The sequence below is a fragment of the Monashia sp. HAY1-11D genome (assembly GCF_056868035.1).
Genome location: NZ_CP200320.1, coordinates 2,560,884 through 2,583,406, shown reverse-complemented (window position 1 = coordinate 2,583,406; position 22,523 = coordinate 2,560,884). Strand labels below are relative to the sequence as shown.

21 protein-coding genes and 1 pseudogene are annotated in these 22,523 nt (G+C 73.6%); 9 read left to right on the top strand and 13 right to left on the bottom strand.

The annotated features are described in order from the left end of the window. Window positions 1-111: 111 nt before the first annotated feature. Window positions 112-678 (top strand): AAA family ATPase, encoded by a 567-nt coding sequence (locus AC1VM9_RS11925; protein ID WP_483122794.1) that lies wholly within the window; start codon window positions 112-114, stop codon window positions 676-678. A 1-nt stretch (window position 679) separates the two neighbouring features. Continuing rightward, on the top strand, window positions 680-1,111 hold the full coding sequence (gene soxR / locus AC1VM9_RS11920) for a redox-sensitive transcriptional activator SoxR (protein ID WP_481342156.1): 432 nt from the start codon (window positions 680-682) through the stop codon (window positions 1,109-1,111). A 136-nt stretch (window positions 1,112-1,247) separates the two neighbouring features. Here soxR and AC1VM9_RS11915 read toward each other — a convergent pair whose 3' ends face one another. The 5 genes from AC1VM9_RS11915 to AC1VM9_RS11895 form a co-directional block, all read right to left on the bottom strand. After that, the gene (locus AC1VM9_RS11915; RefSeq protein WP_483122792.1) at window positions 1,248-3,371 is read right to left on the bottom strand and encodes an ABC transporter ATP-binding protein; all 2,124 of its coding nucleotides are present in this window, start codon (window positions 3,369-3,371) and stop codon (window positions 1,248-1,250) included. After that, complete coding sequence (locus AC1VM9_RS11910; protein WP_481345150.1) at window positions 3,371-5,104, bottom strand: ABC transporter ATP-binding protein; 1,734 nt, start codon at window positions 5,102-5,104, stop codon at window positions 3,371-3,373. Before AC1VM9_RS11910 ends, AC1VM9_RS11915 begins: the two co-directional genes overlap by 1 nt. Window positions 5,105-5,297: 193 nt before the next feature. Further along, the gene (locus AC1VM9_RS11905) at window positions 5,298-6,035 is read right to left on the bottom strand and encodes a TetR/AcrR family transcriptional regulator (protein WP_481345149.1); all 738 of its coding nucleotides are present in this window, start codon (window positions 6,033-6,035) and stop codon (window positions 5,298-5,300) included. Between the two features lie 293 nt (window positions 6,036-6,328). Beyond that, on the bottom strand, window positions 6,329-7,996 hold the full coding sequence (locus AC1VM9_RS11900; RefSeq protein WP_481345148.1) for a DUF7059 domain-containing protein: 1,668 nt from the start codon (window positions 7,994-7,996) through the stop codon (window positions 6,329-6,331). Window positions 7,997-8,013: 17 nt separating this feature from the next. After that, complete coding sequence (locus AC1VM9_RS11895) at window positions 8,014-8,379, bottom strand: anti-sigma factor antagonist (protein WP_481342161.1); 366 nt, start codon at window positions 8,377-8,379, stop codon at window positions 8,014-8,016. Window positions 8,380-8,598: 219 nt separating this feature from the next. On the opposite strand from AC1VM9_RS11895, the pseudogene AC1VM9_RS11890 reads away from it, so the two are divergent. The 7 genes and pseudogenes from AC1VM9_RS11890 to AC1VM9_RS11860 all read left to right on the top strand — a co-directional run bounded on the left by AC1VM9_RS11890 (window position 8,599) and on the right by AC1VM9_RS11860 (window position 15,854). After that, window positions 8,599-10,870: pseudogene (locus AC1VM9_RS11890) on the top strand (DEAD/DEAH box helicase). Window positions 10,871-10,974: 104 nt separating this feature from the next. After that, window positions 10,975-11,283 (top strand): hypothetical protein, encoded by a 309-nt coding sequence (locus AC1VM9_RS11885; RefSeq protein WP_483122790.1) that lies wholly within the window; start codon window positions 10,975-10,977, stop codon window positions 11,281-11,283. A 193-nt stretch (window positions 11,284-11,476) separates the two neighbouring features. Continuing rightward, complete coding sequence (locus tag AC1VM9_RS11880; RefSeq protein WP_481345145.1) at window positions 11,477-12,511, top strand: sulfate ABC transporter substrate-binding protein; 1,035 nt, start codon at window positions 11,477-11,479, stop codon at window positions 12,509-12,511. Beyond that, window positions 12,508-13,422, top strand: a complete 915-nt coding sequence (gene cysT / locus AC1VM9_RS11875; RefSeq protein WP_483122789.1) for a sulfate ABC transporter permease subunit CysT — start codon at window positions 12,508-12,510, stop codon at window positions 13,420-13,422. The genes AC1VM9_RS11880 and cysT overlap by 4 nt, the downstream gene beginning before the upstream one ends. Continuing rightward, a complete protein-coding gene (cysW, locus tag AC1VM9_RS11870; protein WP_481342375.1) occupies window positions 13,419-14,225 on the top strand; it encodes a sulfate ABC transporter permease subunit CysW in 807 nt (268 codons plus the stop codon). The genes cysT and cysW overlap by 4 nt, the downstream gene beginning before the upstream one ends. Continuing rightward, window positions 14,222-15,232: a sulfate/molybdate ABC transporter ATP-binding protein gene (locus AC1VM9_RS11865; RefSeq protein ID WP_481342374.1), complete on the top strand. Its 1,011-nt coding sequence runs from the start codon at window positions 14,222-14,224 to the stop codon at window positions 15,230-15,232. Before cysW ends, AC1VM9_RS11865 begins: the two co-directional genes overlap by 4 nt. A 157-nt stretch (window positions 15,233-15,389) precedes the next feature. Then, window positions 15,390-15,854: an RrF2 family transcriptional regulator gene (locus AC1VM9_RS11860; RefSeq protein WP_483122787.1), complete on the top strand. Its 465-nt coding sequence runs from the start codon at window positions 15,390-15,392 to the stop codon at window positions 15,852-15,854. Window positions 15,855-15,957: 103 nt separating this feature from the next. Here AC1VM9_RS11860 and AC1VM9_RS11855 read toward each other — a convergent pair whose 3' ends face one another. From AC1VM9_RS11855 to AC1VM9_RS11820, 8 genes are all read right to left on the bottom strand, one after another. Next, on the bottom strand, window positions 15,958-16,368 hold the full coding sequence (locus tag AC1VM9_RS11855) for an Rv3654c family TadE-like protein (RefSeq protein WP_483122786.1): 411 nt from the start codon (window positions 16,366-16,368) through the stop codon (window positions 15,958-15,960). After that, window positions 16,365-16,700 (bottom strand): TadE family type IV pilus minor pilin, encoded by a 336-nt coding sequence (locus tag AC1VM9_RS11850; protein WP_483122785.1) that lies wholly within the window; start codon window positions 16,698-16,700, stop codon window positions 16,365-16,367. Before AC1VM9_RS11850 ends, AC1VM9_RS11855 begins: the two co-directional genes overlap by 4 nt. A gap of 95 nt (window positions 16,701-16,795) precedes the next feature. Beyond that, window positions 16,796-17,005, bottom strand: coding sequence for a DUF4244 domain-containing protein (locus tag AC1VM9_RS11845; protein WP_481342369.1), 210 nt, complete (start codon window positions 17,003-17,005; stop codon window positions 16,796-16,798). A gap of 49 nt (window positions 17,006-17,054) precedes the next feature. Then, window positions 17,055-17,765 carry a type II secretion system F family protein gene (locus tag AC1VM9_RS11840; protein WP_483122784.1) on the bottom strand — a complete coding sequence of 237 codons (711 nt, stop codon included), beginning with the start codon at window positions 17,763-17,765 and terminating at the stop codon, window positions 17,055-17,057. Beyond that, window positions 17,762-18,736, bottom strand: a complete 975-nt coding sequence (locus AC1VM9_RS11835; protein WP_483122782.1) for a type II secretion system F family protein — start codon at window positions 18,734-18,736, stop codon at window positions 17,762-17,764. The genes AC1VM9_RS11840 and AC1VM9_RS11835 overlap by 4 nt, the downstream gene beginning before the upstream one ends. After that, complete coding sequence (locus AC1VM9_RS11830; protein ID WP_483122781.1) at window positions 18,733-19,998, bottom strand: TadA family conjugal transfer-associated ATPase; 1,266 nt, start codon at window positions 19,996-19,998, stop codon at window positions 18,733-18,735. Before AC1VM9_RS11830 ends, AC1VM9_RS11835 begins: the two co-directional genes overlap by 4 nt. Next, entirely contained in the window at window positions 19,995-20,771 is a 777-nt protein-coding gene (locus AC1VM9_RS11825; RefSeq protein WP_483122780.1) for a CpaE-like family protein, read from the bottom strand. Before AC1VM9_RS11825 ends, AC1VM9_RS11830 begins: the two co-directional genes overlap by 4 nt. Before the next feature lie 735 nt (window positions 20,772-21,506). Further along, the gene (locus AC1VM9_RS11820) at window positions 21,507-22,388 is read right to left on the bottom strand and encodes a Fic family protein (protein ID WP_483122778.1); all 882 of its coding nucleotides are present in this window, start codon (window positions 22,386-22,388) and stop codon (window positions 21,507-21,509) included. Window positions 22,389-22,523 lie beyond the last annotated feature (135 nt).

Sequence of the window (22,523 nt, the reverse complement as noted above, 5' to 3'; positions counted from 1 at the left end):
TGACGCCGACGGCCGCTCCACGCCGCGTCCCCGCGTCGGGGTGTGCGACGAACTTGAACGTCACCTGAAGTACGACGCCATTTCGGCGCGTCGGCACCCTAAGGTGTGCGTGTGAGCGAACGGGCCTTCCTCCACGGCACCGGCGACACGCCGCAGGTCATCGTCGTGACGGGTGTCATGGCCGCCGGCAAGTCGACCGTGTCGCAGCTGCTCGCCGAGCGGTTCAGCCGCGCGGTGCACCTGCGCGGCGACGAGTTCCGCCGGATGGTCGTGCGCGGCCGCGTCGACCTGTCGCCGCACGGCGACCCCGAGGCGGAGCGACAGCTGGCCCTGCGGCACCGGATCACGGCGCAGACGGCGAACGCGTACGCCGAGGCCGGGTTCACCGTGGTCGTCCAGGACCTCTTCGTCGGCACGAGCCTCATGCCGTTCCTCGAGCAGGTGGGGGCCCGTCCCCTCAGCCTCGTCATGCTCGCCCCCGACGTCGGCACCGTCATGCGGCGCGAGGCCGAGCGCGTCAAGGTCGGCTACGGCGACCTCTGGTCGATCCGCGACTTCGACCACAAGGTGCGCACCGAGACGCCGCACATCGGGCTGTGGCTCGACAGCTCGCAGCAGACCCCGGAGGAGACCGTCGACGAGATCGTGTCCCGGCTGCCCGAGGCGAGGATCGCCTGAGATGGCGGGGCTGACCATCGGGCAGGTCGCCGAGCGCACCGGCGTCGCGACGTCGGCGCTGCGCTACTGGGAGGAGCTCGGCCTCGTCTCCTCGGTGCGCACCAGCGGCAACCAGCGACGCTACGAGCGAGCCACCATCCGACGCGTCTCCTTCATCCGGGCCGCGCAGCGGGTCGGGCTCTCGCTCGAGGAGATCGCCGCCTCGCTGTCGACGCTGCCCGACGGCCGGACGCCGACGGCCAGCGACTGGGCCCGGTTGTCGAGGTCGTGGCGTCCCCGCCTCGACGAGCAGATCCGACGCATCGAGAAGCTGCGTGACCAGCTCGACTCGTGCATCGGGTGCGGGTGCCTGTCGCTGCGCACCTGCGCGCTCAACAACCCCTCGGACGTGCTGGCCGGGCACGGCCCGGGAGCCGTCCTGCTCGAGCCCTGACGCGGAGGAGCTGCTGATCGGCCCCCGGCCGGCACGTCGTGCGCCTGGGCCCGGCACGCCGTGGGCCTCGGCATGCCGTGGGCCCCGGACCGATCCGGTCCGGGGCCCACGCGCCCGTCGGCTACTCGCCCGTCGGCTACTCGCCCGTCGCGTCCGCCGGGACGGCGTCGTCCGGAGCGGGCACACCCGGGCCCCCGCCCGGACCGGGCACCGCGGCTCCCACCCCGGCCAGCTGGGGCACTCCGGCTGCTCCCGCGACACCGTCGAGGTCGAGGTCGGCCGCCGCGCCTGCGAACTGCGCCTGGTAGAGGCGCGCGTACGCGCCGTCGCGGGCGAGCAGCTCGCTGTGCGAACCCTGCTCGACGATGCGCCCCTCCTCCATGACGAGGATGAGGTCGGCATCGCGGATCGTCGAGAGGCGGTGCGCGATGACGAAGCTCGTGCGGTCCGACCGCAGCGCCGCCATCGCCTGCTGCACGAGCAGCTCGGTGCGGGTGTCGACCGAGCTGGTCGCCTCGTCGAGGATGAGCAGCGCCGGGTCGGACAGGAACGCCCGGGCGATGGTGACGAGCTGCTTCTCGCCGGCCGAGATGTTGCTCGCCTCGTCGTCGAGGACCGTGTCGTAGCCGTCCGGCAGGGAGTGCACGAACCGGTCGACGTAGGTGGCCCGAGCGGCCGCGAGGACCTCCTCGTCGGAGGCGCCGGGGCGGCCGTAGGCGATGTTGTCGCGGATCGTGCCACCGAAGAGCCAGGTGTCCTGCAGCACCATGCCGATGCGCGAGCGCAGGTCGTGACGCGTCAGGTCGCGGATGTCGACACCGTCGAGGGTGATGCGGCCACCGTCGAGCTCGTAGAACCGCATGACGAGGTTGACGAGGGTCGTCTTGCCCGCGCCGGTGGGGCCGACGATCGCGACGGTCTGGCCGGGGCGCACCGACAGGTCGAGGTGCTCGATGAGCGGCGCGTCGGGGAGGTACGAGAACGAGACGTCCTCGAAGGCCACCGCACCGTGCGGGTCCGCGATCGTCACCGGGCTGCCGGCGTCGGGCTCCTGCTCCTCGGCGTCGAGCACCTCGAAGACGCGCTCGGCCGACGCGACGCCGGACTGGAGCACGTTGGCCATCGAGGCCACCTGCGTCAGCGGCTGGGTGAACTGGCGGGAGTACTGGATGAATGCCTGGACGTCGCCGAGGCTCATCGAGCCGGAGGCGACCCTCAGGCCACCGACGACGGCGACGAGGACGTAGTTGAGGTTCCCGATGAACATCATCGTCGGCATGATGATGCCGCTGATGAACTGCGCACCGAAGGCGGCCCCGAACAGCTCGTCGTTCTTGGTCGTGAAGGCCTCCCGGGCCTCCTTCTGACGGCCGAAGACCTTGACGACGCCGTGACCGGTGAAGGTCTCCTCGATGATGCCGTTGAGCTCGCCGGTGTTGCGCCACTGCTGGATGAACAGCTTCTGCGAGCGCTTGCCGATGGCGGCCGTGACCATGACCGAGACGGGGATCGTCACGAGCGCGATGAGGGCGAGCAGCCACGAGATCCAGAACATCATCGCGAGCACCGCGACGACCGTCAGCAGCGACGTCAGCAGCTGGGAGAGCGTCTGCTGCAGCGACATCCCGATGTTGTCGATGTCGTTGGTGACGCGCGAGAGGACCTCGCCGCGCGGCTGCCGGTCGAAGTAGGGCAGCGGCAGGCGGTTGAGCTTGGCCTCGACGTCCTGGCGCAGCCGGAACATCGTGCGCTGCAGCAGCCCCTGCAGGATCCAGCCCTGGACCCACATGAGCAGCGAGGCCACCGCGAAGAGCCCGACGACGAGCAGCAGCACGCCCCTGAGTGCCTCGAAGTCGATGCCGACGCCCGGGGTGAAGTCGACGTTGGCCAGCAGGTCGGCCTGGGTCGTGTTGCCCGCCGCCCGGGTGGCCGCGACCGCCTCCTCCTTCGTCGTGCCCGGTGGGAGCTTCGAGCCGATCGTCGAACCGATGAACCCGGCGAAGATGATGTCGGTGGCCCGGCCGAGGATCTTCGGGCCGATCGAGCTGAGCACGACGCTGACGACAGCCAGCGTGATGACGACGACGAGCTTCGCCCGCTCCGGTGCGAGCCGCCCGAGCAGGCGCTTGGCCGACGGGCCGAAGTTCAGCGACTTCTCGGTCGGCTGGCCCACCTGCATGTGCGGGGGCCCACCGCGTCGCACCGGTCCCCGACGCGCCTCGGCGGCCTTCTCCTCGGCACTCTTGACTCCCTCGGCCATCAGGCCGCCTCCTCCGCGCTGCGCTGGGACTCGACGATCTCCTGGTAGGTCTCGCAGGAGGCGACGAGCTGGTCGTGGGTGCCCTGGCCGACGACGCGGCCGTCCTCGAGCACGATGATGTGGTCGGCGTCGACGATCGTCGAGACGCGCTGGGCCACGATGACGACGGCGCTCTCGCGGGTCACCGGCCGCAGCGCCTGCCGCAGCCGCGCGTCCGTGGCGAGGTCGAGGGCCGAGAACGAGTCGTCGAACAGGTAGATGTCCGGCCGCTTGACGACGGCCCGGGCGATGGCCAGACGCTGCCGCTGCCCGCCCGAGACGTTGGTGCCGCCCTGGGCGATCGGCGCGTCGAGGCCGCCCTCCATCCGCTCGACGAAGTCGGCGGCCTGCGCGATGCGCAGCGCATCCCACAGCTGCTCGTCGGTGGCGTCGGGGTTGCCGTAGCGCAGGTTCGTGGCCACCGTGCCGGTGAACAGGTACGGCTTCTGCGGCACGAGGCCGATGCGGGCCCACAGGTCGTCGAGGGCGAGGTCGCGCACGTCGACCCCGCCGACCTTGACGCGCCCGCCGGACACGTCGAACAGACGCGGGACGAGGCCGATGAGGGTCGTCTTGCCGGCACCGGTCGAGCCGATGATCGCCGTGGTGCGGCCCGGTTCGGCGGTGAAGGTCACGTCGTGGAGCACGGCGTTCTCGGCGCCCGGGTAGTGGAAGTCGACACCGACGAGCTCGACGCCGGCCGTCGACGCCTTGATCGGCAGCGGCTGGACCGACTCGCCGACCGAGGAGCTCGTGTCGAGGACCTCCATGATCCGACCGGACGACACCGAGGCGCGCGGGATCATCGTGGCCATGAACGTCGCCATCATGACGCCCATGAGGATCTGGATGAGGTAGGACAGGAACGCCGTCAGGGCCCCGACCTGCATGTCGCCCGAGGCGATCCGGTGCGCGCCGAACCACAGCACGGCCACCGACGAGAGGTTGAAGATGAACATGACGATCGGGAAGACGAGCGCCATCAGACGCCCGACACGCAGGCCGGCCTCCGTCAGCGCCGCGTTGGCTCCGGAGAAGCGCTCCTCCTCGTGGTTCTCGCGGACGAACGCCCGCACGACGCGGATGCCGGTGATCTGCTCACGCAGGACCCGGTTGACCCCGTCGAGCGAGGTCTGCATCCGGCCGAACCACGGCACCATCCGCCAGATGACGAGGCCGACGCACAGGCCGAGCAGCGGCACGGCCACGGCGACGAGCCACGACAGGCCGACGTCCTCGCGCAGCGCCATGATGACGCCCCCGACCATGAGGATCGGCGTCGTGGCGAGCAGGGCGAACGCCATGAACGTCACCATCTGCACCTGCGTCACGTCGTTCGTGTTGCGCGAGATGAGCGTCGGGGCGCCGAACCTGGCGACCTCCTGGGCCGAGTAGTCGACGACCCGGCCGAACACGGTGGCGCGCAGGTCGCGACCCATCCCCATGGCGACCTTCGCCGCGAGGTAGGTCGCCCCGACCGCGGCCGCGATCTGCACGAGGCTGACGCCGAGCATGAGGCTGCCGTGGCGCAGGATGAACCCGGTGTCGCCCTTGGCCACGCCCTCGTCGATGATCTCGCCGTTGAGGCTCGGCAGGTAGAGCGAGGCGAGGGTGCTGACGAGCTGGAGCACCACGATGAGCGTGATCTCGCCCCCGTACGGCCGCAGGTGGGTGCGGAGCAGTCGCATCAGCATGCGTGTGCCTTTCGGTCGGTTCCGTCGGTACGGTCGTTTCGGTCGGTGGGGAGGGGACTCGGGTGGCGGAGGCCGCGGAACCCCGGCTCTCGCTGGTGGCGGGGCGTTCGGGCGTCCTTCGCGGTCGGGCCGGTTGGGCCGGTTGAGCCGGGTGGGCCGGTGGGCGACGCTCTGACCTCACGCCGGGTGAGGGTCAACGGCTTTCGCATGCCGCCTTCTCCCCGGTCAGCGCCGTGGCGTCGCCGCCGAGCTCCTGGTACAGCTCGGCGATGCCGAGGCCGCTGCCGGAGGACGGCGGCCGGCTGAGAACGCCGTAGAGCACGGTGTCGACGATCTCCTCGGGTGACAGGGTCCTGCCGTCAGCGATGCCCGGGTGGCTGCCGGAGAAGCAGAGCAGCCGGATGCGGTGCACGACGTCACGGGGCGGCACGACGAACGCGTCGCTCTCGTCCAGGACGAGCTGGTGGATCGCGTCGAGCAGGGGCTGGTGCGGCTCGCAGTCCTCGGCGCCCGCGTCGGTGGCGCCGCGCAGGTGGCGCCCGGCGGCGTAGCAGGCCAGGTGCGGGCCGCGCGTGGGCGGCTCGGTCAGGCCGAGCGCGCCCATGAGGCCGAAGACCTCGGTGAACCGTCGCTGCATGATGGACGTGAACGCCACGAGCCGGTCCCGGACCGGCAGGTCGGTGCCGATCGCCGCGATGGAACGGCGGACCGGGGCGGGGCAGAACGCCGTCTGGACGGCCTCGTCCTGAAGGGCGTCCTTTGTGGCGAAGACGCGGAAGATCGTGCCCTCCGCGACGCCGGCCTCGCGGGCGATCTCGCTCGTCGTCGGCGCCCGGCCCTCGCGGTGGGCCAGGTCGAGGAAGACGCCGATGAGGGCCTCCCGGCGGTCGTCCGGGTGCATGGGCGCGGCGCGCCCCGTTCGCTGTCGCACCGGACCATTGTGAATGAGTGAGCACTCACTCACAACCCTTTTACGCCCCCAGCGTGTCGCCAGATCCGCTCCGGCCATCACCGCGCCATGGCGCACTTTCGTTCGCGTTTGCCGACCGATCCGACCCACAACCGCGCCATGGCGCACTTGTGGGGGCCAGCGCAGCGGATCCCCACCCGCAAACCGCGCCGTGGCGCACTTTCGGTGGCGTGGACGACCGATCCCGGCCCACAACCGCGCCGTGGCGCAGTTTGGGTGGCGGGAGCGGGGGCGGCTCGTGGGCGGTGCGCCGGTCAGACGAGGAGGCCGTCGGCCACGAGGTCGCGGATGGCGGGGACGACCTCGGCGCGCACGGCGTCCGGGTCGGCATCGAGGAGCGAGGCGATCGCCTCGAGCGCGATTCGCGCGGTCAGCTCGCCGTCCGCCACCCCGAGGTAGGCCGCGAGGAGCGTGCCTGCGCGCACCACCCGGCGCAGGCCACCGCCCTGGCGCACGAGGATGACCGCAGGATCTGCCGCCCCGGGGCGCGCGTGCCGCTCCTCGGTGACGTCCGGCGCGCACGACCAGGCGACGTCGAGCACGTCGTCGTCCGTGTGCTCGGCGAGCCAGGTGCGCGCGCGGAGGCCGGCCTCGACGCTCGGGCCCATCGGCGCGGCGACCGGGCCGGTCGCCTCGTCGAGCGAACGCCACGTCGGCCGGTCGGTCGCGGGACGCTGGAGCGTGACGACGCCGAAGCCCACGGCCGCGACGCGTCGAGCGGCGAAGTCCCGGAGCCAGGCCACGTACATCCGCGAGTGCGCCTCGCTACCGGGCACCGCTCCCCCGTCCCGCGACCAGAGCTCGGCGTACTCGGCCGGGTCCTGCAGCTCGCGCTGCACGACCCAGGCGTCGAGCGGGACGCCGTGGCGGGCCTGGTCGTCGAGCCACTCGGCCCACACGTCGCGCCAGGTGTGCCCCTCGGGCACCTCCCAGTTGCCGAGGAGCTGCGCGACGCCGCCGGGCTCCAGCACGCGGCCGACGTCACGGACGAGGCTGCGGACGACCGCGTCCCCGGCCCGGCCGCCGTCGCGGTACTCGTAGAGCGGCACGTCGTCCGAGCGCGGGGTGATGACGAATGGCGGGTTGCTGACGACGAGCGAGAACGACTGTCCCGCAACCGGATCGAGAAGGTCACCCGCCATTGTGTCGAGCCGTGCGCGGGCGAGGTCGGCGTTGAACCGGGCGTAGCCGAGTGCCCGCTCCGAGATGTCGGTTGCCGTGATCGACGACGCGTGCGAGCTCAGGTGCAGCGACTGGACGCCGCAGCCGGTGCCCAGGTCGAGGGCGCGGTCGACCGGTCGGCGGATGGTCCACGAGGCGAGGGTGGTCGAGGCACCACCGATGCCGAGCACGTGGTTGGGTCGCAGCGGTTGACCGGTCGCGATCTCGGACAGGTCGGAGGCCACCCACCAGTCGTGCGCGTCGTCGCCGTACGGCCGCAGGTCACACGTCGCGCGCGCGGTGCGCCCGTCGGCGTCGACCCGGACCAGACCGAGCCCGACGGCCCCCTCGACGCCGAGCGTCGGCAGGGCGTCGCCGAGCACGTCGACCACGACGGGACACCCGAGGGTGAAGAGGCGCACCAGCGTGCCGCACGGGTCCCCCCTGCCCGGTGGCGCAGCCCGCTCGGCCGAGGAGGACGCGGCGGATGACGAGGCGGCGGCGGCGTGGGACGTGGACGACGGCGGGGCGGTCGCCAGGAGGGCGGGCAGCGGTTGCTCACGGTGCAGCGCCGCGGACGCGACGGGACCGAGGCGCTCGGCGATGCCGTCCACCGTGAAGCCGGCGGCGGCGAGGTCGGCGCGCAGGAGCGGCAGGAGCGCCGAGTCGGGACGTGGGACGTCGCTCGGCGCCTCGGGCCGGGAGTCGCGCGACACGTCAGGCGGCGGGTCAGGCGGCACGCTGCCGGGCTGGTCGGACACGGCGCGCGGGCGGACGGTCAGGACTGCTCGCTCGCGGCCGGCCCCCGGTCCGCAGCGAGCGCGGAGTCGAGATCGGGGTGGATCTCGAAGACCTTGTCCAAGCCGGTGATCGAGAAGACCTTGAGCACGCGGTCGTCCTTGCCGACGAGGCGCATCGACCCGCCGCGCGTGCGCGCGAGCTTGAGCCGCCCGACGAGGACGCCGAGCCCCGTCGAGTCGAGGAACGTCACGTCGGACAGGTCGACGACGAGCCGGGTCCGGCCGCCCTGGATCTGCTCGTCCAGCTTCTCGCGCACGAGCGGCGCGGTGTACACGTCGATCTCGCCGCCGAGGTGCACCACGGTCTGGTCACCGTGGTCGGCGCGGGTGATCGAGAGATCCACCGGTGCCCCTTCCTTAGCCCACACTTGGTCCAACAGGGTCAGCCACGTTGCCCCTGCGTGACCGACCGCGGAGTAACATGCCCCGCTCGTCGGTTACCGTACCCCCACCTCCTACCGTTGCTCCACATGAACCGGGACCTGTCGCCCATCTCGACCGCTCCGGCCGCTGCCGGCCGGCGGGCGAGGCGTGACGCCCCGCCGCCGGAGCCCGAAGAGCTGCTGGCCCGCCTCGTCGGGCAGCAGCCGGAGCGTCTCGTCCACGTCCACGAGGTGCCGGCGCGCGTCGCCCGGACCGCCGAGTGGCCGGCGTGGACCGACCCGACACTCCTCGGCGCCCTGACCGGTGCCGGCCTCGTGGCGCCGTGGTCGCACCAGGTGGAGGTGGCCGAGCACGCCCACGCGGGACGGCACGTCGTCGTCAGCACCGGCACGGCGTCGGGCAAGAGCCTGGGCTACCTCCTGCCGATCCTGTCCGACCTCGTGTCGGGCGCGTCGGCCCCGAACGGGCGTGGGGCCACCGCGATCTACCTGTCGCCGACGAAGGCCCTCGCCGCCGACCAGCTGACGCGGGTCTCCGGTCTGGCGCTGCCCGGGGTGCGGCCCGCGACCTACGACGGCGACACCCCGACCGACGAGCGCCGCTGGATCCGCGACCACGCCAACCTCGTGCTGACCAACCCGGACCTCCTGCACCACTCGCTCCTGCCCGGGCACGAGCGGTGGTCCTCGTTCCTGCGGGCGCTGCGCTACGTCGTCGTCGACGAGTGCCACGTGTACAAGGGTGTCTTCGGGGCGCATCTCGCGGCGGTGCTGCGACGCCTCCGGCGCGTCGCGGCGCGGTACCGGGCCGAGCCGACGTTCGTGCTGGCGTCGGCCACCGTGGCCGACCCGCAGGACCACGCATCCCGCCTGCTCGGCCTACCGGTCGAGGCGGTGACGCAGGACGGATCACCCCGTGCCGCAATGACGTTCGCTCTCTGGGAGCCTCCCGTGGTGATCGCGGCGGACGGCACCGCGCAGCGGGTCAGCACGATCACCGAGACCGGCGAGCTGCTGGCCGGCTGCGTCGCGGCCGACGTCCAGACCGTCGCCTTCGCCCGGTCCCGCGCGGGGGTCGAGGTGGTGGCGCGCATCGCCAAGGAGCGCGTGTCCGGCACCGACGAGCACCGCGTCGCCGCCTACCGCGGCGGCTACCTGCCCGAGGAGCGCCGAGAAGCTCGAGCGGGCGCTGCGTGGCCGCGCGCTGCTCGGCCTCGCGGCGACGAACGCCCTCGAGCTCGGCGTCGACGTGTCCGGCCTCGACGCCGTCCTGCTGGCCGGCTGGCCCGGGACGCTGTCCTCGCTGTGGCAGCAGGCCGGCCGGGCGGGGCGGACCGGACGCCGGTCGCTCGCCGTGCTGGTCGCGGCCGACGACCCGCTCGACACCTACGTCGTGCACCACCCGGAGTCGATCTTCGGCCGTGGTGTCGAGGCCACCGTCGTCGACCCGGACAACCCGCACGTCCTCGGGCCGCACCTCGCCGCCGCCGCGGCGGAGCTGCCGGTCACCGAGGCCGACGTCGAGGTGTTCGGCCCCCTGACGCGTCCGCTGCTCGACGCACTCGTCGACCGCGGCATCCTGCGCAGGCGACCACGCGGCTGGTTCTGGGCGCGGGAGGACCGGCCGGCCGACCACCTGTCGCTGCGCGGCGCGGGCGAGCCGGTGCGCATCATCGAGAGGCGCACCGGCCGGGTCGTCGGGACCGTCGACGAGGCGTCCGCGCACGCGCAGGTGCACACGGGCGCCGTCCACCTGCACCAGGGCCAGACCTGGGTCGTCACCGAGCTCGACCTCGAGGACCGCGCGGCCTTCGTCGTGCGCGGCGACCCGGGCTGGACGACGCACGCGCGCTCGGTGAGCGAGTTCGACATCGAGCACGAGGTCGAGCACGAGCAGTGGGGGCCGGTGCGCTGCTCCTTCGGGCACGTGACGGTCCGCAACCAGGTGGTCTCGTTCCTGCGCCGGCTGCCGGGCGGCGAGGTGATCGGCGAGCACCCCCTCGACCTGCCCCCTCATGCGCTCGCCACCAAGGCCGTCTGGTGGACGATGCCCGTCGACGACCTGGCCGCTGCCGGCGTCGACGAGCCGGCGATCCCCGGCGCGGCGCACGCCGCCGAGCACGCGGCCATCGGCATGCTCCCGCTCTTCGCGACCGCCGACCGCTGGGACATCGGTGGCGTCTCGACCGCGCTGCACCCGGACACCGGTCTGCCGACCATCCTCGTCTACGACGGCCACCCGGGCGGCGCCGGTTTCGCCGAGCGGGGGTACCGACGCGTGCGGGACTGGCTCGCGGCGACGCGGCACGCCGTGGCGGCGTGCGAGTGCCCCTCGGGCTGCCCGTCGTGCGTCCAGTCGCCCAAGTGCGGCAACGGCAACGAGCCGCTCGACAAGGCCGGTGCCATCGCACTGCTCGACCTGACCCTGCGGCACGCGGGGCCGACGCCGTGACGCGCGGACCGGCACGCCGGCGCCCCTCCCCGCGGCGTGGGCGACCGGGAACGCCTGCCGCGCAAGGCGTCCCGGGCTCACCGGAGCCGACGTCAGGACGGCGCGTGTCGGCCGGCGGGGCGTCCACGACCGTGTCGGGCACGATGCGGACGATCGGCGGCGAGACCCGGCACGTCGTGCTCGACGGCGACGACGGGCTGACGTACGCCCTCGTCCTGCCGTCCGGGTGGAGCATCGCGTCCGAGCCGGGGGCGCGCGTCCTCGTGACGGGCGAGATGGCGGACGCGGCGGACGCGTCTGGCGGCTCAGGTGGCTCGGACGCATCGGAGGGCGCCGACGCGTCGGACGCCGCGGACGTGTCGCGCCCGGCGGACGGGCGGACCCTGCGGGTGCGGCGGATCTCGCCCGCGTGACGCGGGGCCACGCGGGAGCGCGTGAGCCTGTCGTGAACCCTCACGGTTCCACACCGTGAGACATAAGTAGACGTTATTTGACCGGTAACGGTTTGCTATTTCAAACTCCCACTCAGCGGATGGGAATCGGCACCGCCCGGCTCGCACCAACCGCGCACCCCTCACCGCCTCTTCAGAGCCCAAGGAGCAACCCGTGCGACGCCCCCAGATCCTCCTCGCCGTCATCGCCGCCAGCGCGACGATCGGCCTGACGGCCTGCGCCGGCGGCGGGGCCAGCGACACGGTCGTGCAGCCGGGTTCCACGGCCGCGGCCGCAACGACGAGCACCATCAGCCTGTACGCCTACGCGGTGCCCAAGGTCGGCTTCGACGCCGTCATCCCGGCGTTCCAGAAGACCGCCGCCGGCAAGGGCGTGCAGTTCCAGCAGAGCTACGGCGCCTCGGGTGACCAGAGCCGCAAGGTCGCCGCCGGCGCGCCCGCCGACTTCGTCAACTTCTCCGTCGAGCCGGACGTCACCAGGCTCGTCGACGCCGGCCTCGTCGACCCGTCGTGGAACGCCGGCGAGCACCACGGCATCCCGTTCGGGTCGGTCGTGACGATCGTCGTGCGCAAGGGCAACCCGAAGCACATCAAGGACTGGGCCGACCTGCTCAAGCCGGGTGTCGAGGTCGTCACGCCGAACCCGTTCTCGTCGGGCTCGGCGAAGTGGAACCTCCTCGCCCCCTACGCCGCCGAGAGCGCCGGCGGGACGAACAAGGCCGCCGGGCTGGCCTACATCCGCAGCCTCGTGACCGACCACGTGAAGATCCAGCCGAAGTCGGGCCGTGAGGCCACCGAGGCGTTCCTGCAGGGCAGCGGTGACGCGCTGCTCAGCTACGAGAACGAGGCGCTCTTCATCGAGAAGAACGGCGAACCCGTCGAGCACGTGACACCGCCGCAGACCTTCAAGATCGAGAACCCGGCCGCCGTGCTGAAGAACAGCCCGAACAAGGCGGCCGCGCAGGCCTTCGACGACTACCTCTACACGCCGGAGGCGCAGAAGCTCCTCGCCGGTGCCGGGTTCCGCCCGGTCGACCCGACCGTCGCGAAGGAGTTCGCCTCGACGTTCCCCGCGCCCGCCAAGCTGTGGACCATCGCCGACCTCGGCGGCTGGAAGAGCGTCGACAGCACCCTGTTCAAGAAGGACGTCGGCGCGATCGCCACCATCTACGACGAGGCGACGAAGTGACGGCCGAGGCGATCGCCCGGTCCGACGGGACCCGCGAGGCGGGAGCCGCTACGGCGGCTCCCGCCCCCGGCGCGTCCGGTGGTCGGTCCCCCGACGCCGGGCCCGCCGCGGGGCTCCGGCGCCGGCTCGGGCGACCGCTCGGCGTCGGCGTCGTGACGCTGTGGCTCAGCCTCATCGTCCTGCTGCCGCTCGCCGCCCTGACCGTCGCCTCCTTCGGTGAGGGCTGGTCCGGTTTCTGGGAGGCCGTGACGGCGCCCGCGGCCCTCGCCTCGCTCTGGGTCACGGTTCTCGTGTCGGCCGGCGTCGCGGTCGTCAACGCCGGGTTCGGCACGCTCGTCGCGTGGGTGCTCGTGCGCGACGAGTTCCCCGGCAAGCGCGTCGTCAACGCCCTCATCGACCTGCCGTTCGCGCTGCCCACCATCGTGGCGAGCATCGTGCTGCTGTCGCTGTACGGCCCGAACAGCCCGGTCGGCATCCACCTCAACGCCACGCGCTGGGGCCTGGCCGTCGCGCTGCTGTTCGTGACGCTCCCCTTCGTCGTCCGGTCGGTGCAGCCGGTGCTCATCGAGGCCGACCGCGAGGTCGAGGAGGCGGCCGCCTCGCTCGGCGCCTCGAGCTGGACGACGTTCCGACGCGTCGTCCTGCCGACCCTGGCACCGGCCGTGCTGAGCGGCGCCGGGCTCGCGTTCGCCCGGTCCATCGGCGAGTACGGCTCGGTGGTGCTCATCGGCGGCGACATCCCGCGGGAGACCCAGGTGGCCTCCCAGTACATCCAGCAGCAGATCGAGGTCGACCGCCCGCTCAACGCGGCCGCGGTCTCGGTGGCGCTGCTCACCATCGCGTTCCTGACGCTGCTCGTCCTGCGGGTGCTCTCGACGCGCGCCCAGCGACGTGAGGAGCGAGCGGCATGAGGCTGTCCACCCGGTCCCGGATCACGCTGCGCGTCGTCGCACTGGCCTACCTGTTCGCGCTGCTCGCCGTGCCGGTCGGCGTCATCCTCTGGCGCACGTTCTCCCCCGGCGTCGCCGCGTTCTGGGCGTCGGTGACGACGCCGGCGGCGATCTCGGCGTTCAACCTCTCGGTCCTCATCGTCGCCATCGTCGTGCCGATGAACGTCGTCTTCGGCGTCGCGACCGCGCTGGCGCTCGTGCGCGGCCGCTTCCGCGGTCGCGGCCTGCTCCAGGCGGTCGTCGACCTGCCGTTCGCCGTGTCGCCGATCGTCGTCGGTGTCGCGCTCATCATGCTGTGGGGCGTCGACGGCTGGTTCGGTGCGCTCGACCGTGCGGGTCTGCGGGTCATCTTCGGCCTGCCCGGCATGGTGCTCGCGACGCTCTTCGTGACGCTGCCGTTCGTCGTGCGCGAGGTCGAGCCGGTGCTCCACGAGATCGGCCAGGACCAGGAGCAGGCGGCGGCCACGCTCGGTGCCAACCGCTGGCAGACGTTCTGGCGCATCACGCTGCCGGCCATCCGCTGGGGCCTGACGTACGGCATCGTCCTCACGGTGGCGCGGGCCCTCGGCGAGTTCGGCGCCGTCATCATGGTGTCCTCCGGCTTCGCCGGCGTCTCGCAGACCCTGACGCTGCTCGTCCACGCGCGCTACATCGACGACCACAACACCTACGGCGCCTACGCCGCCGCGACCCTCCTCATGGGCATGGCGCTCGTCGTGCTCCTGCTCATGACCCTGCTCGACCGCAAGAGGAGCACCCGATGATCACCGTGACCGACGCCCGCAAGAGCTACGGCTCGTTCCTCGCGCTCGACGACGTCAGCATCGAGATCCCGAGCGGGTCGCTGACCGCCCTGCTCGGTCCGAGCGGCTCGGGCAAGTCGACGCTGCTGCGCTCGATCGCCGGCCTCGAGGACCTTGACGGCGGGGTCGTGACGATCGCCGGTCGCGACGTGACGCACCAGCCGCCGCAGCGACGCGGCATCGGGTTCGTCTTCCAGCACTACGCGGCGTTCAAGCACATGACCGTCCGGGACAACGTCGCCTTCGGGCTGTCGATCCGCAAGCGCGCCAAGGCCGACATCGACCGACGGGTCGGCGAGCTGCTCGAGATCGTCGGCCTCGAGGGGTTCCGTGACCGGTACCCGGCCCAGCTGTCCGGAGGGCAGCGCCAGCGGATGGCCCTGGCCCGGGCGCTGGCCGTCGACCCCGAGGTGCTCCTGCTCGACGAGCCGTTCGGCGCCCTCGACGCCAAGGTGCGCGCCGACCTGCGCACGTGGCTGCGGCGGCTGCACGACGAGGTTCACGTGACGACCGTCCTCGTGACGCACGACCAGGAGGAGGCGCTCGACGTCGCCGACCGGATCGCCGTGCTCAACCACGGTCGGATCGAGCAGGTGGGCGACCCGGTGACGCTGTACGAACGTCCGGCCAACGACTTCGTCATGGGGTTCCTCGGCTCCGTCGCCCACCTCGGCGGGCAGCTCGTCCGGCCCCACGACATCGCGCTCGAGCGCGACCGTGCGGTGGCCCTCGCCCTCGACGACGCCGTGAGCGGGTCCCCCGGCATCGTCGCGGCGGTCGTCGAGCGCGTCGTACCGCTCGGGTTCGAGGTGCGCGTCGACCTGCGTGCCGAGTCCGGCGAGCGGTTCGCCGCGCAGCTGACACGACGCGACGCCGGTGAGCTGGCGCTCGAGCCGGGCGAGCGGGTCTTCGCGCGCGCGGCGCAACGCTCCAGCGTCGTCGAGATCGACCCGGCGCTCGCGATCTGAGGCGGTTCGAGAGCCGTCTCGCGGCTCCGCGCGCAGGCGCGCCGGCACGTCGGGACCGCGGACGCGCGGACGCCGACCGCCGGACGCCGCGGGCATCGCGCGGCCCGTCGCCTCGGGCGTCCGGCGGTCGGCAGCGCCGCTGCGGCACACTGTGCCGGTGGACATCTCTGCCCGGGTCGACTACGCCGTCAGGGCGATGCTCATCCTCAGCGACGCGGAGGCCCAGGGCTCCGGGCCGGTCAGCATCGACTCGCTGGCCACCCGCCAGGACCTGCCGCGCAAGTTCCTCGAAGCCATCTTCGCGGACCTGCGACGGGCCGGTCTCGTCCTGAGCCGGCGAGGTGCCCGCGGGGGCTACGTGCTCGGACGCTCCAGCGACGACATCAGCATCGGCGACGTGTTCCGTGCCGTCGACGGGCCGCTCGCCGAGGTGCGTGGCCTGCGACCGCACGAGACGGAGTACCACGGCGTCGCGACGCACCTGCCGAGCCTGTGGGTCGCCGTCCGGGCCAGCCTGCGCGAGGTCCTCGACGGCACGTCGCTCGAGTCGCTGCGGACCGGGGAGCTGCCCGACCCGGTGCAACGACTGCTCAACGCCCCGGACGCCTGGCGCAACCGCTGAGTGCCTTCGCCCGGCCCGCTGTCGGTCGTCACGACGACCGCCTGGGCGGTGGTCTCGGTCGGTGTGTCGCCGCCTCGCGTCACGCTGGGCGCTGACCCGTGGCTCAGGTGGCTCGTGCGGGACCGGCTCGGGATCGCGCGCGGGCGGGATCCGGCCACACCGGCACCGTGACGCTGACGGAGACCTCGACGTCGGGGTCTTCCAGGAGGCACTCGTCGAGCCTCGCCCCGTTCGCGCGCGCGACCGACGTGGCCAGGGCGCACGCCTGAGCGCCGGTGGTGCGCTGTCGGGTTGCGCCGGCGATGGCCGCAAGGTCGGCCGCGAGCCGAGCACGCTGCCCGGCCACCGCGACGGCGGCGAGGACGAGTGCCGCCACGCCGACGGCAAGCAGGACGCCGACCGCGCCGAGCACGAGGACGCTCGAGGAGCCTCGATCGCGCGAGCCGGGACCAGGACCCGAGAGGGCGCGGTGGCCCAGACCGTGCAGCGGGAGGCGGCGTCGCAGGCGGCTCATGGCGAGGTCCCCGTTGGGGACTCCGTCGGCGTCACGGCGACGGCCTGCAGCGTCCAGCTCGGCAGACCCGCCCAGCCGCCGGCATCGGCCCTCACGGTGACGGCGACACCCAGCGGTGCGGCATGGACCGAGACCCTTGCTCCGGCCGGTGCCGCGGAGAGCGCGAGACTCGTGACCCGGTCCACGGGGTCACCACGCGCGGCCGCGCGGGCAGCGATCCGTGCAGCGTCGACGCAGCGCACCTGGTCGACCCCCGCCCGCACCGCCGCCAGGCAGAGCGCCAGGACGAGGACGACGGCAGGAACGGCGACGGCCAGCTCGGCCGTCACCATCCCCGCGTCCCGACGACCGCACCGGCTGGTGGGCGCGGCCGCCGTGGGCTGCGCCGGACGACGCGCAGCTGCCGACGCGCGGCCGTCGGGCGGCGTCACCCGGCGATCCCGAGGGCGTTCTGGACGATGCCCGCGAGCGCCGAGCGCACCGCGTCGGACTTGACGACACCGAGCAGGACCAACGCGAAGGTGCAGGCGGCCATGATGCCGACGGCGTACTCGGCGGTCGTCATCCCGACGTCGTGGCGAGCCGACCTTGCAGTCGCCGTCGCGCGTCGAAAGGCGCGGATCAGGCTGTGGGACATGGACGTTCCTTTCTCTGGGCCGCGCTGCTGCGCGGCTGGTCGGTGGGCCTCAGGACGACACCAGGTCGCGCGCGAGCGCGACGACGAGCGGCACGACGGTGGTGAGGCAGAACGCCGGCAGCAGGACGAGGCCGAGTGGGGCCACCAGGCGGACGCCGACCCGGCCCGCTGCCACCTCGACCCGCTCGAGCTCGGCGTCGCGCAGGTCGTCGGCGGCCGCGAGCAGCAACGGCCCTGGCGGGACCCCGGCGAGGTGGGCCACCTGGACGGCCCGGGCTGCCGGCGCCCACGCGGCCCCGACGGACGCCCAGGCCTCGGCGTCCGTCGCTCCCCACCGCAATGCGTTGGCGACCTGGCGGAGATCCGCCGCAGGCCCCTCCGGCAACCCGGCACCGACGGCCTCGAGGACGTCCCAGGTGGGCAGTCCGGAGCGGTACCCGAGGGCGAGGAGGGCCAGCGACGAGGCGACCTGACCGGGCCCGGGATCGCCGCGGTCCACCGTCACGCCGTGGTCGTCGCCGTCGGTGACTGCGGCCGGGTCCTGTCGGTGCGTGGCCTCGATGCGCGGGCGGGGAGGCAGGACGACCACCGCGAGCGCCACGAGGAGGCCCGCGACCAGGGCGCCCACGCCGGGCCCGCCCACCTGCGGCAGGCCCGACACCGGCAGCACCGACACCGGCAGCACCGACAACGGCAGCACCGACAACGGCAGCTCTGACACCGTCGGCACCGACGCGGCTAGGGCCGGCGCGGCGGTCACGACCGCACCACCGCGCGCACCATGCGGGTGCACCACCACCGGCCGAGCAGCACGAGGCCGGCACCCGCGACGACGACCCCGGTCGACAGCGGCGAGCCGAGATAGAGCGTGCGCGGGTCGACGCCGCAGGCGAGTCCCAGCAGAGGTCCGGCCAGGGGCAGGGCGGTCAGCACGGTGACGGTCGCCCGAGGCCCCGCCACCGCGGCGCTGACCCGACCCTGTCGACGACGCACGTCGCGCAGTCCACGCGCGGCACGCTCCACTGCTGCCGCCAACGGCGCGCCGGTCCGCTCGGACAGCTGCCAGGCCGCGGCGACGAAGGCAAGCTCGTCCGAGCCCGTCCGCGCGGACCAGTCCGCCCACACCGTGGAGGCGGGCCGCACCGTACGACCGGCCCGGACGAGGTCGGCCGCGAGCCCGGCGACCGCCGGGCGGCGGCCGCGGGTCGGCGTGTCGAGCAGCCGGTGGTCGGACGCGGTCGCGGACGCCACCGGGCGCCTCCCCTGCGGTCGGGCGGTCGGGGCCCCGAGTGCGCCGGCCATCTGGTCCGCACCGACAACCGTCATGGCCGCCACCTCGACGGCTCGGGCGGGCGGCAGTCCCGCCTCCAGCCCGGCTCCGATCGCGGACAGCAGGTCGAGCGCCCCGGAGAGCAGGTCGTCGGGACGACGCCGCAGCCGCCAGGCCCGGAGGACCTCGACCGGGTCGGCGCGCCACAGCTGGGCGATTCGAGCCCGCGCCGAAGTCCCCGAGTCCGCCGAGGCCGCCGAGGCCTCCGAGGCCTCCGACGCGGACGAATCCCCGCCGGTCGCCGCCACGACGTGCGCGAGGACCTGGCGCGATCGCGTCACCCGCACCGACCTGCGACGCGGCCACGCGAGGACGGCCGCGGCGCAGAGGAGTCCGGCCGCCACACCCGCGGCACCGGCACCCGCCAGACCCCAGACCTGCTCGCCCTCCGTGATGGTCACGCCGCACCCACCGCGTCATCGGCAGCACCGCTGCGGCCGGTGGCCGAGACGACCTCGGGTGCTCCGGCAAGCACCGATCCCTCCCGCGGAGCGGTCGGGGCAGGCGGCGTCCCGACGGTCGGCCCGGGGTCGGCCAGCCCGAGCCGGGCGGCGAGCTGCGGCCAGGCCACACCGCGCTCGGGCGCGTGGCCCGGCCCGGCCCAGGCGAGGGCGGTCTCGACATGGGCGCCACGGGCGTGGCGTCGCAGCAAGGCCACGGACGCGACGTGCCGCACGCCTCCGGACCGGGTGACGTGGACGACGACGTCGAGGGCGGCGGCCACCTGCGACCGCACAGCCGAGGGCGACAGACCGGCGAGTGCCCCGAGCGCCTCGAACCGGGCAAGGACGTCGGCCGGTTCGTTGGCGTGGACGGTGCCGCAGCCGCCCTCGTGGCCGGTGTTGAGCGCGGTGAGCAGGTCCCTGACCTCCGCGCCTCTCACCTCCCCTACGACGATCCGGTCGGGCCGCATCCGGAGGGCCTGACGCACGAGCGTCGACAGCGTGACCTCGCCGACGCCCTCGACGTTGGCGGGCCGCGCCTCGAGGCGCACGACGTGCGGGTGGTCGACGCGCAGCTCGCGGACGTCCTCGACGAGGAGCAGCCGTTCGATCGGGTCGCACGCGGAGAGCAGGGCCGCGAGCAAGGTGGTCTTGCCGGCGCCGGTGCCGCCGGAGACGACGAAGGCGAGGCGGCGACGGACCAGCGCCCCCAGGACCCGCTCCCAGGCCGGCGGCACCATGCCGCGCGAGGTGAGGGACCGTAGGGACACGGCCCGTGACGGGGGAACCCGGATGGTCACGTGCGCACCACCCTCGACGAGGGGCGGCAGCATCGCGTGCAAGCGCGCACCCGAGGGCAGCTGGCCGTCGACCCACGGACTGGCCTCGTCCAGGCGCCGCCCCGCCAGCCCCGCGAGCCGCACCGCCAGGGTGCGGGCGTCGGCCGGGTCCAGGTGGTCGGTGGTGCGCTCCATCCCGGCGCCGCGGTCGACCCAGACCCACCCGTCGCCGTTGACGGCGACGTCCGTGACCCCGGGCTCGGCCAGCCACGCGTCGAGCGGACCGGCGCCGAGGACGCGGGCGCCCAGCGCGCTGCGCGAGGCCGCCACGCGCGCCGCACCGAGCGCGCCCTGCTCCTGGGCGGCGACGGCCGCGACGGCGTCGGGACCGGGGGCCACGCCGTCTCGGACCCGGTCCCAGACCGCCGGACTGAGGCTCATGCCGCCTCCGAGGCCGACACGAGCCGCAGCAGGATCTCGTCGGCGGCGCGGACGAGCGCGCCGCGGCCCCGGACGCCGGGCGGGAGGCCGTCGGCCACCTCTGCCACGAGCCGCCGGTCGTCGCCGACGGCGGCCACGACCGGCACGTCGAGCTCGTCGGTGACGAGGTCCTCGAGCTCGGGCTCGACACGGGCACCGCGAAGGACCAGCCATGGCTCGAGCGGCGGCACCACCGGCCCGGACCAGTCGTCCGCCGTGCGACGTGCCGCGTCGACCACCCGCCTGACGCCGGGGACGACGAGCGAGGCCGCAGCCAGCTGGACCACCTGCGTGCCGACCACGACGACGACGGCGTCGGCGAGGGGGGCGACGGTCCCCACGACCGCGGCCGCACGAGGGACGTCGAGCACGGTCACGGCGTGCGCGTCGGCGAGGCCGGCCACGACGTCCGGCACCGTGTCGAGCCAGTCCTGGGGGTCCTGGTCGGGAGCCCACGGCGGACCGCCCGACAGCACGGCGACTCCCGCGGTGACGGGCAGTCGGTCGGCGAGACCCGCACCGTCGACCACGCCACGAACATCGGCGAGGTCCGGCCAGCGCCAGCCCGGTTCCTGCTCGACGCCGAGCACGACGTCGAGGCGGCCGGAGTTGCGGTCGAGGTCGACGGCCACGGCCGAGCGACCTGCGGCCGCGGCCCGGACGGCGAGCGCTGCGGCGAGGCACGAGGCCCCGACGCCTCCCGAGGCGGACAGGACGGCGATGACGTTTCCCATGCGTCCACCGTCGTCGGTCGCGGTGGGTGGGCCCAGCCCGAAGGCGGCCGCTGTGGACGAGGCCCAGCCGGCCGGACCGGGTGTGGACAACCGCGGCGGGAGGCGCACGAGCAGCGGCTCAGAACAGCCAGAACAGACAGGTGGCCTCCGTCCGGGGGAAGACGGAGGCCACCATCACGAGACTGGCACCGGGGGGAGGAGCCAGATCGCGCAGCGCTCGACCCCGAAGGGGAGCGCCGCCCACCATCGTGGACCCCGGAACACCCGATTGCAAACCGACTTGTCACGACACGCTGTGATTTCTCGACAATCACGACGGACACGAGCCGACCCCGCATGCTCGCACGTTCTGCGAGTCCGGACAAATCGGGCACGCTGCGGAGGCCGGCACGAGAGGAGGCCCCCGACCGTGACGGTCAGGGGCCTCCGGAGACGTATCGAGCTACCAGGCGTGCAATTTTCCAAGTGTCGCCCCGGTGGTGATCCCGGGGGTGGACGGTTCCAAGCGAACTGCTCTCGCGTGGGTACTCGGTACTTCTCGGAAAAGGGTTCTGCGCGGATCCAGGATCTACGCCTCCCGGCGATGTGGTTCCTGCGTCCGTTCTACCGCACGCTCCCGGCGTGGCGACAGACCCGAGCCGAGGCCGGAGCCCGGAACTGTCCACCATCGTGGACATCACGCACGCACGGGCGTGCGGGCAGCCCCCCGCACGCCCCGATTGCCCCGGTTCACCCTCACAGGTCGGGGCTGAGCCGCCCGATGCGGACCGCGTCGCTGATCCGCTCCCCCTCCGCGGCTCCTGCCATGTAGGCCGTGCCGGCCTGGGCCAGCCACAGGCCGACGCCGCGGACGCCCCCGGAGGCGTAGGCGGCGAGGGAGCCCAGGTAGGCCGGCCCACCCTGGGCGGCGTGGCCGGCCTCGGGCACCGCGACACCGGTCGGGTCGAGGCCGAGCGCCTGGAGGAGCGCGCGTTCCATGGCGCGCGCCACGAGGCCGTTGCCGTGGACGAAGGGGCGGATGGCCGCCACCTCGGCGTGCACGAGGGCGGCGGTGACGGCCGCCGGGATGCGCGTCGACCCTGAGGCCGCGACGATGACGTCGCTCAGGGCGGACAGCCGCGCCGCGACCGCCGACGCCGGGGGGGCCTCGCCGAGGTCGACGAGCTCGGTGCACGACTCGTCACCGACGCGCGGCCGACCCAACGCCTCCGGCGTCACGACCGCCGATGCCGCGGCGACGTGCAGGCGAGCCAGTGCCTGGAGGGGGGCGGTCCTGACGAGCCCGACGACGCGCTCGCTCTCTGCGGTCGCGGCGATCGCGCCCCGGAGCGTCGAGAGGCCCGCGTCCGGGCGCTCCGGCCAGTCGCGCGCACCGCTCATGAACGCGCGCACCACGTCGAGGGGGACGTCGGCGCCGTCGAGCGCGGCGCTGGCCTGTGCGCCCCGGACCCGCGACTCGGCGGCGGCCTCGGGAATGCGTCGACGCAGCGCCTCGTGGAACCGCAGCCGGGTGCTCGCCTCGCGCGCACCCTCGGCGCGCTCCCGCACGTCGGGCAGGTCGACGAGCGCCCCGAGCCGGTCGAGCAGGGCAGCCTGGGCGGGGGTCGGGTCTGGCACCGCCCCAGCCTAGGAGCACGCGTCGCACCGAGCCGGCGACGCGTGAGCGAGCCCACGCCCACGCAATTGCCTTTTCGGCTGGACATTCCGTGCGAAGCGGGGACAGCCGGGCAAACGCCTCGCGACAATCCATTC

Excerpts from the sequence above, each read along its gene's own strand:
- soxR (WP_481342156.1), top strand. The coding sequence starts at position 680 with ATGGCGGGGCTGACCATCGGGCAGGTCGCCGAGCGCACCGGCGTCGCG.
- AC1VM9_RS11915 (WP_483122792.1), bottom strand. The coding sequence starts at position 3,371 with ATGGCCGAGGGAGTCAAGAGTGCCGAGGAGAAGGCCGCCGAGGCGCGT.
- AC1VM9_RS11910 (WP_481345150.1), bottom strand. The coding sequence starts at position 5,104 with ATGCTGATGCGACTGCTCCGCACCCACCTGCGGCCGTACGGGGGCGAG.
- cysW (WP_481342375.1), top strand. The coding sequence starts at position 13,419 with ATGAGGCTGTCCACCCGGTCCCGGATCACGCTGCGCGTCGTCGCACTG.
- AC1VM9_RS11865 (WP_481342374.1), top strand. The coding sequence starts at position 14,222 with ATGATCACCGTGACCGACGCCCGCAAGAGCTACGGCTCGTTCCTCGCG.
- AC1VM9_RS11855 (WP_483122786.1), bottom strand. The coding sequence starts at position 16,368 with ATGAGCCGCCTGCGACGCCGCCTCCCGCTGCACGGTCTGGGCCACCGC.
- AC1VM9_RS11850 (WP_483122785.1), bottom strand. The coding sequence starts at position 16,700 with ATGGTGACGGCCGAGCTGGCCGTCGCCGTTCCTGCCGTCGTCCTCGTC.
- AC1VM9_RS11845 (WP_481342369.1), bottom strand. The coding sequence starts at position 17,005 with ATGTCCCACAGCCTGATCCGCGCCTTTCGACGCGCGACGGCGACTGCA.
- AC1VM9_RS11830 (WP_483122781.1), bottom strand. The coding sequence starts at position 19,998 with ATGAGCCTCAGTCCGGCGGTCTGGGACCGGGTCCGAGACGGCGTGGCC.
- AC1VM9_RS11825 (WP_483122780.1), bottom strand. The coding sequence starts at position 20,771 with ATGGGAAACGTCATCGCCGTCCTGTCCGCCTCGGGAGGCGTCGGGGCC.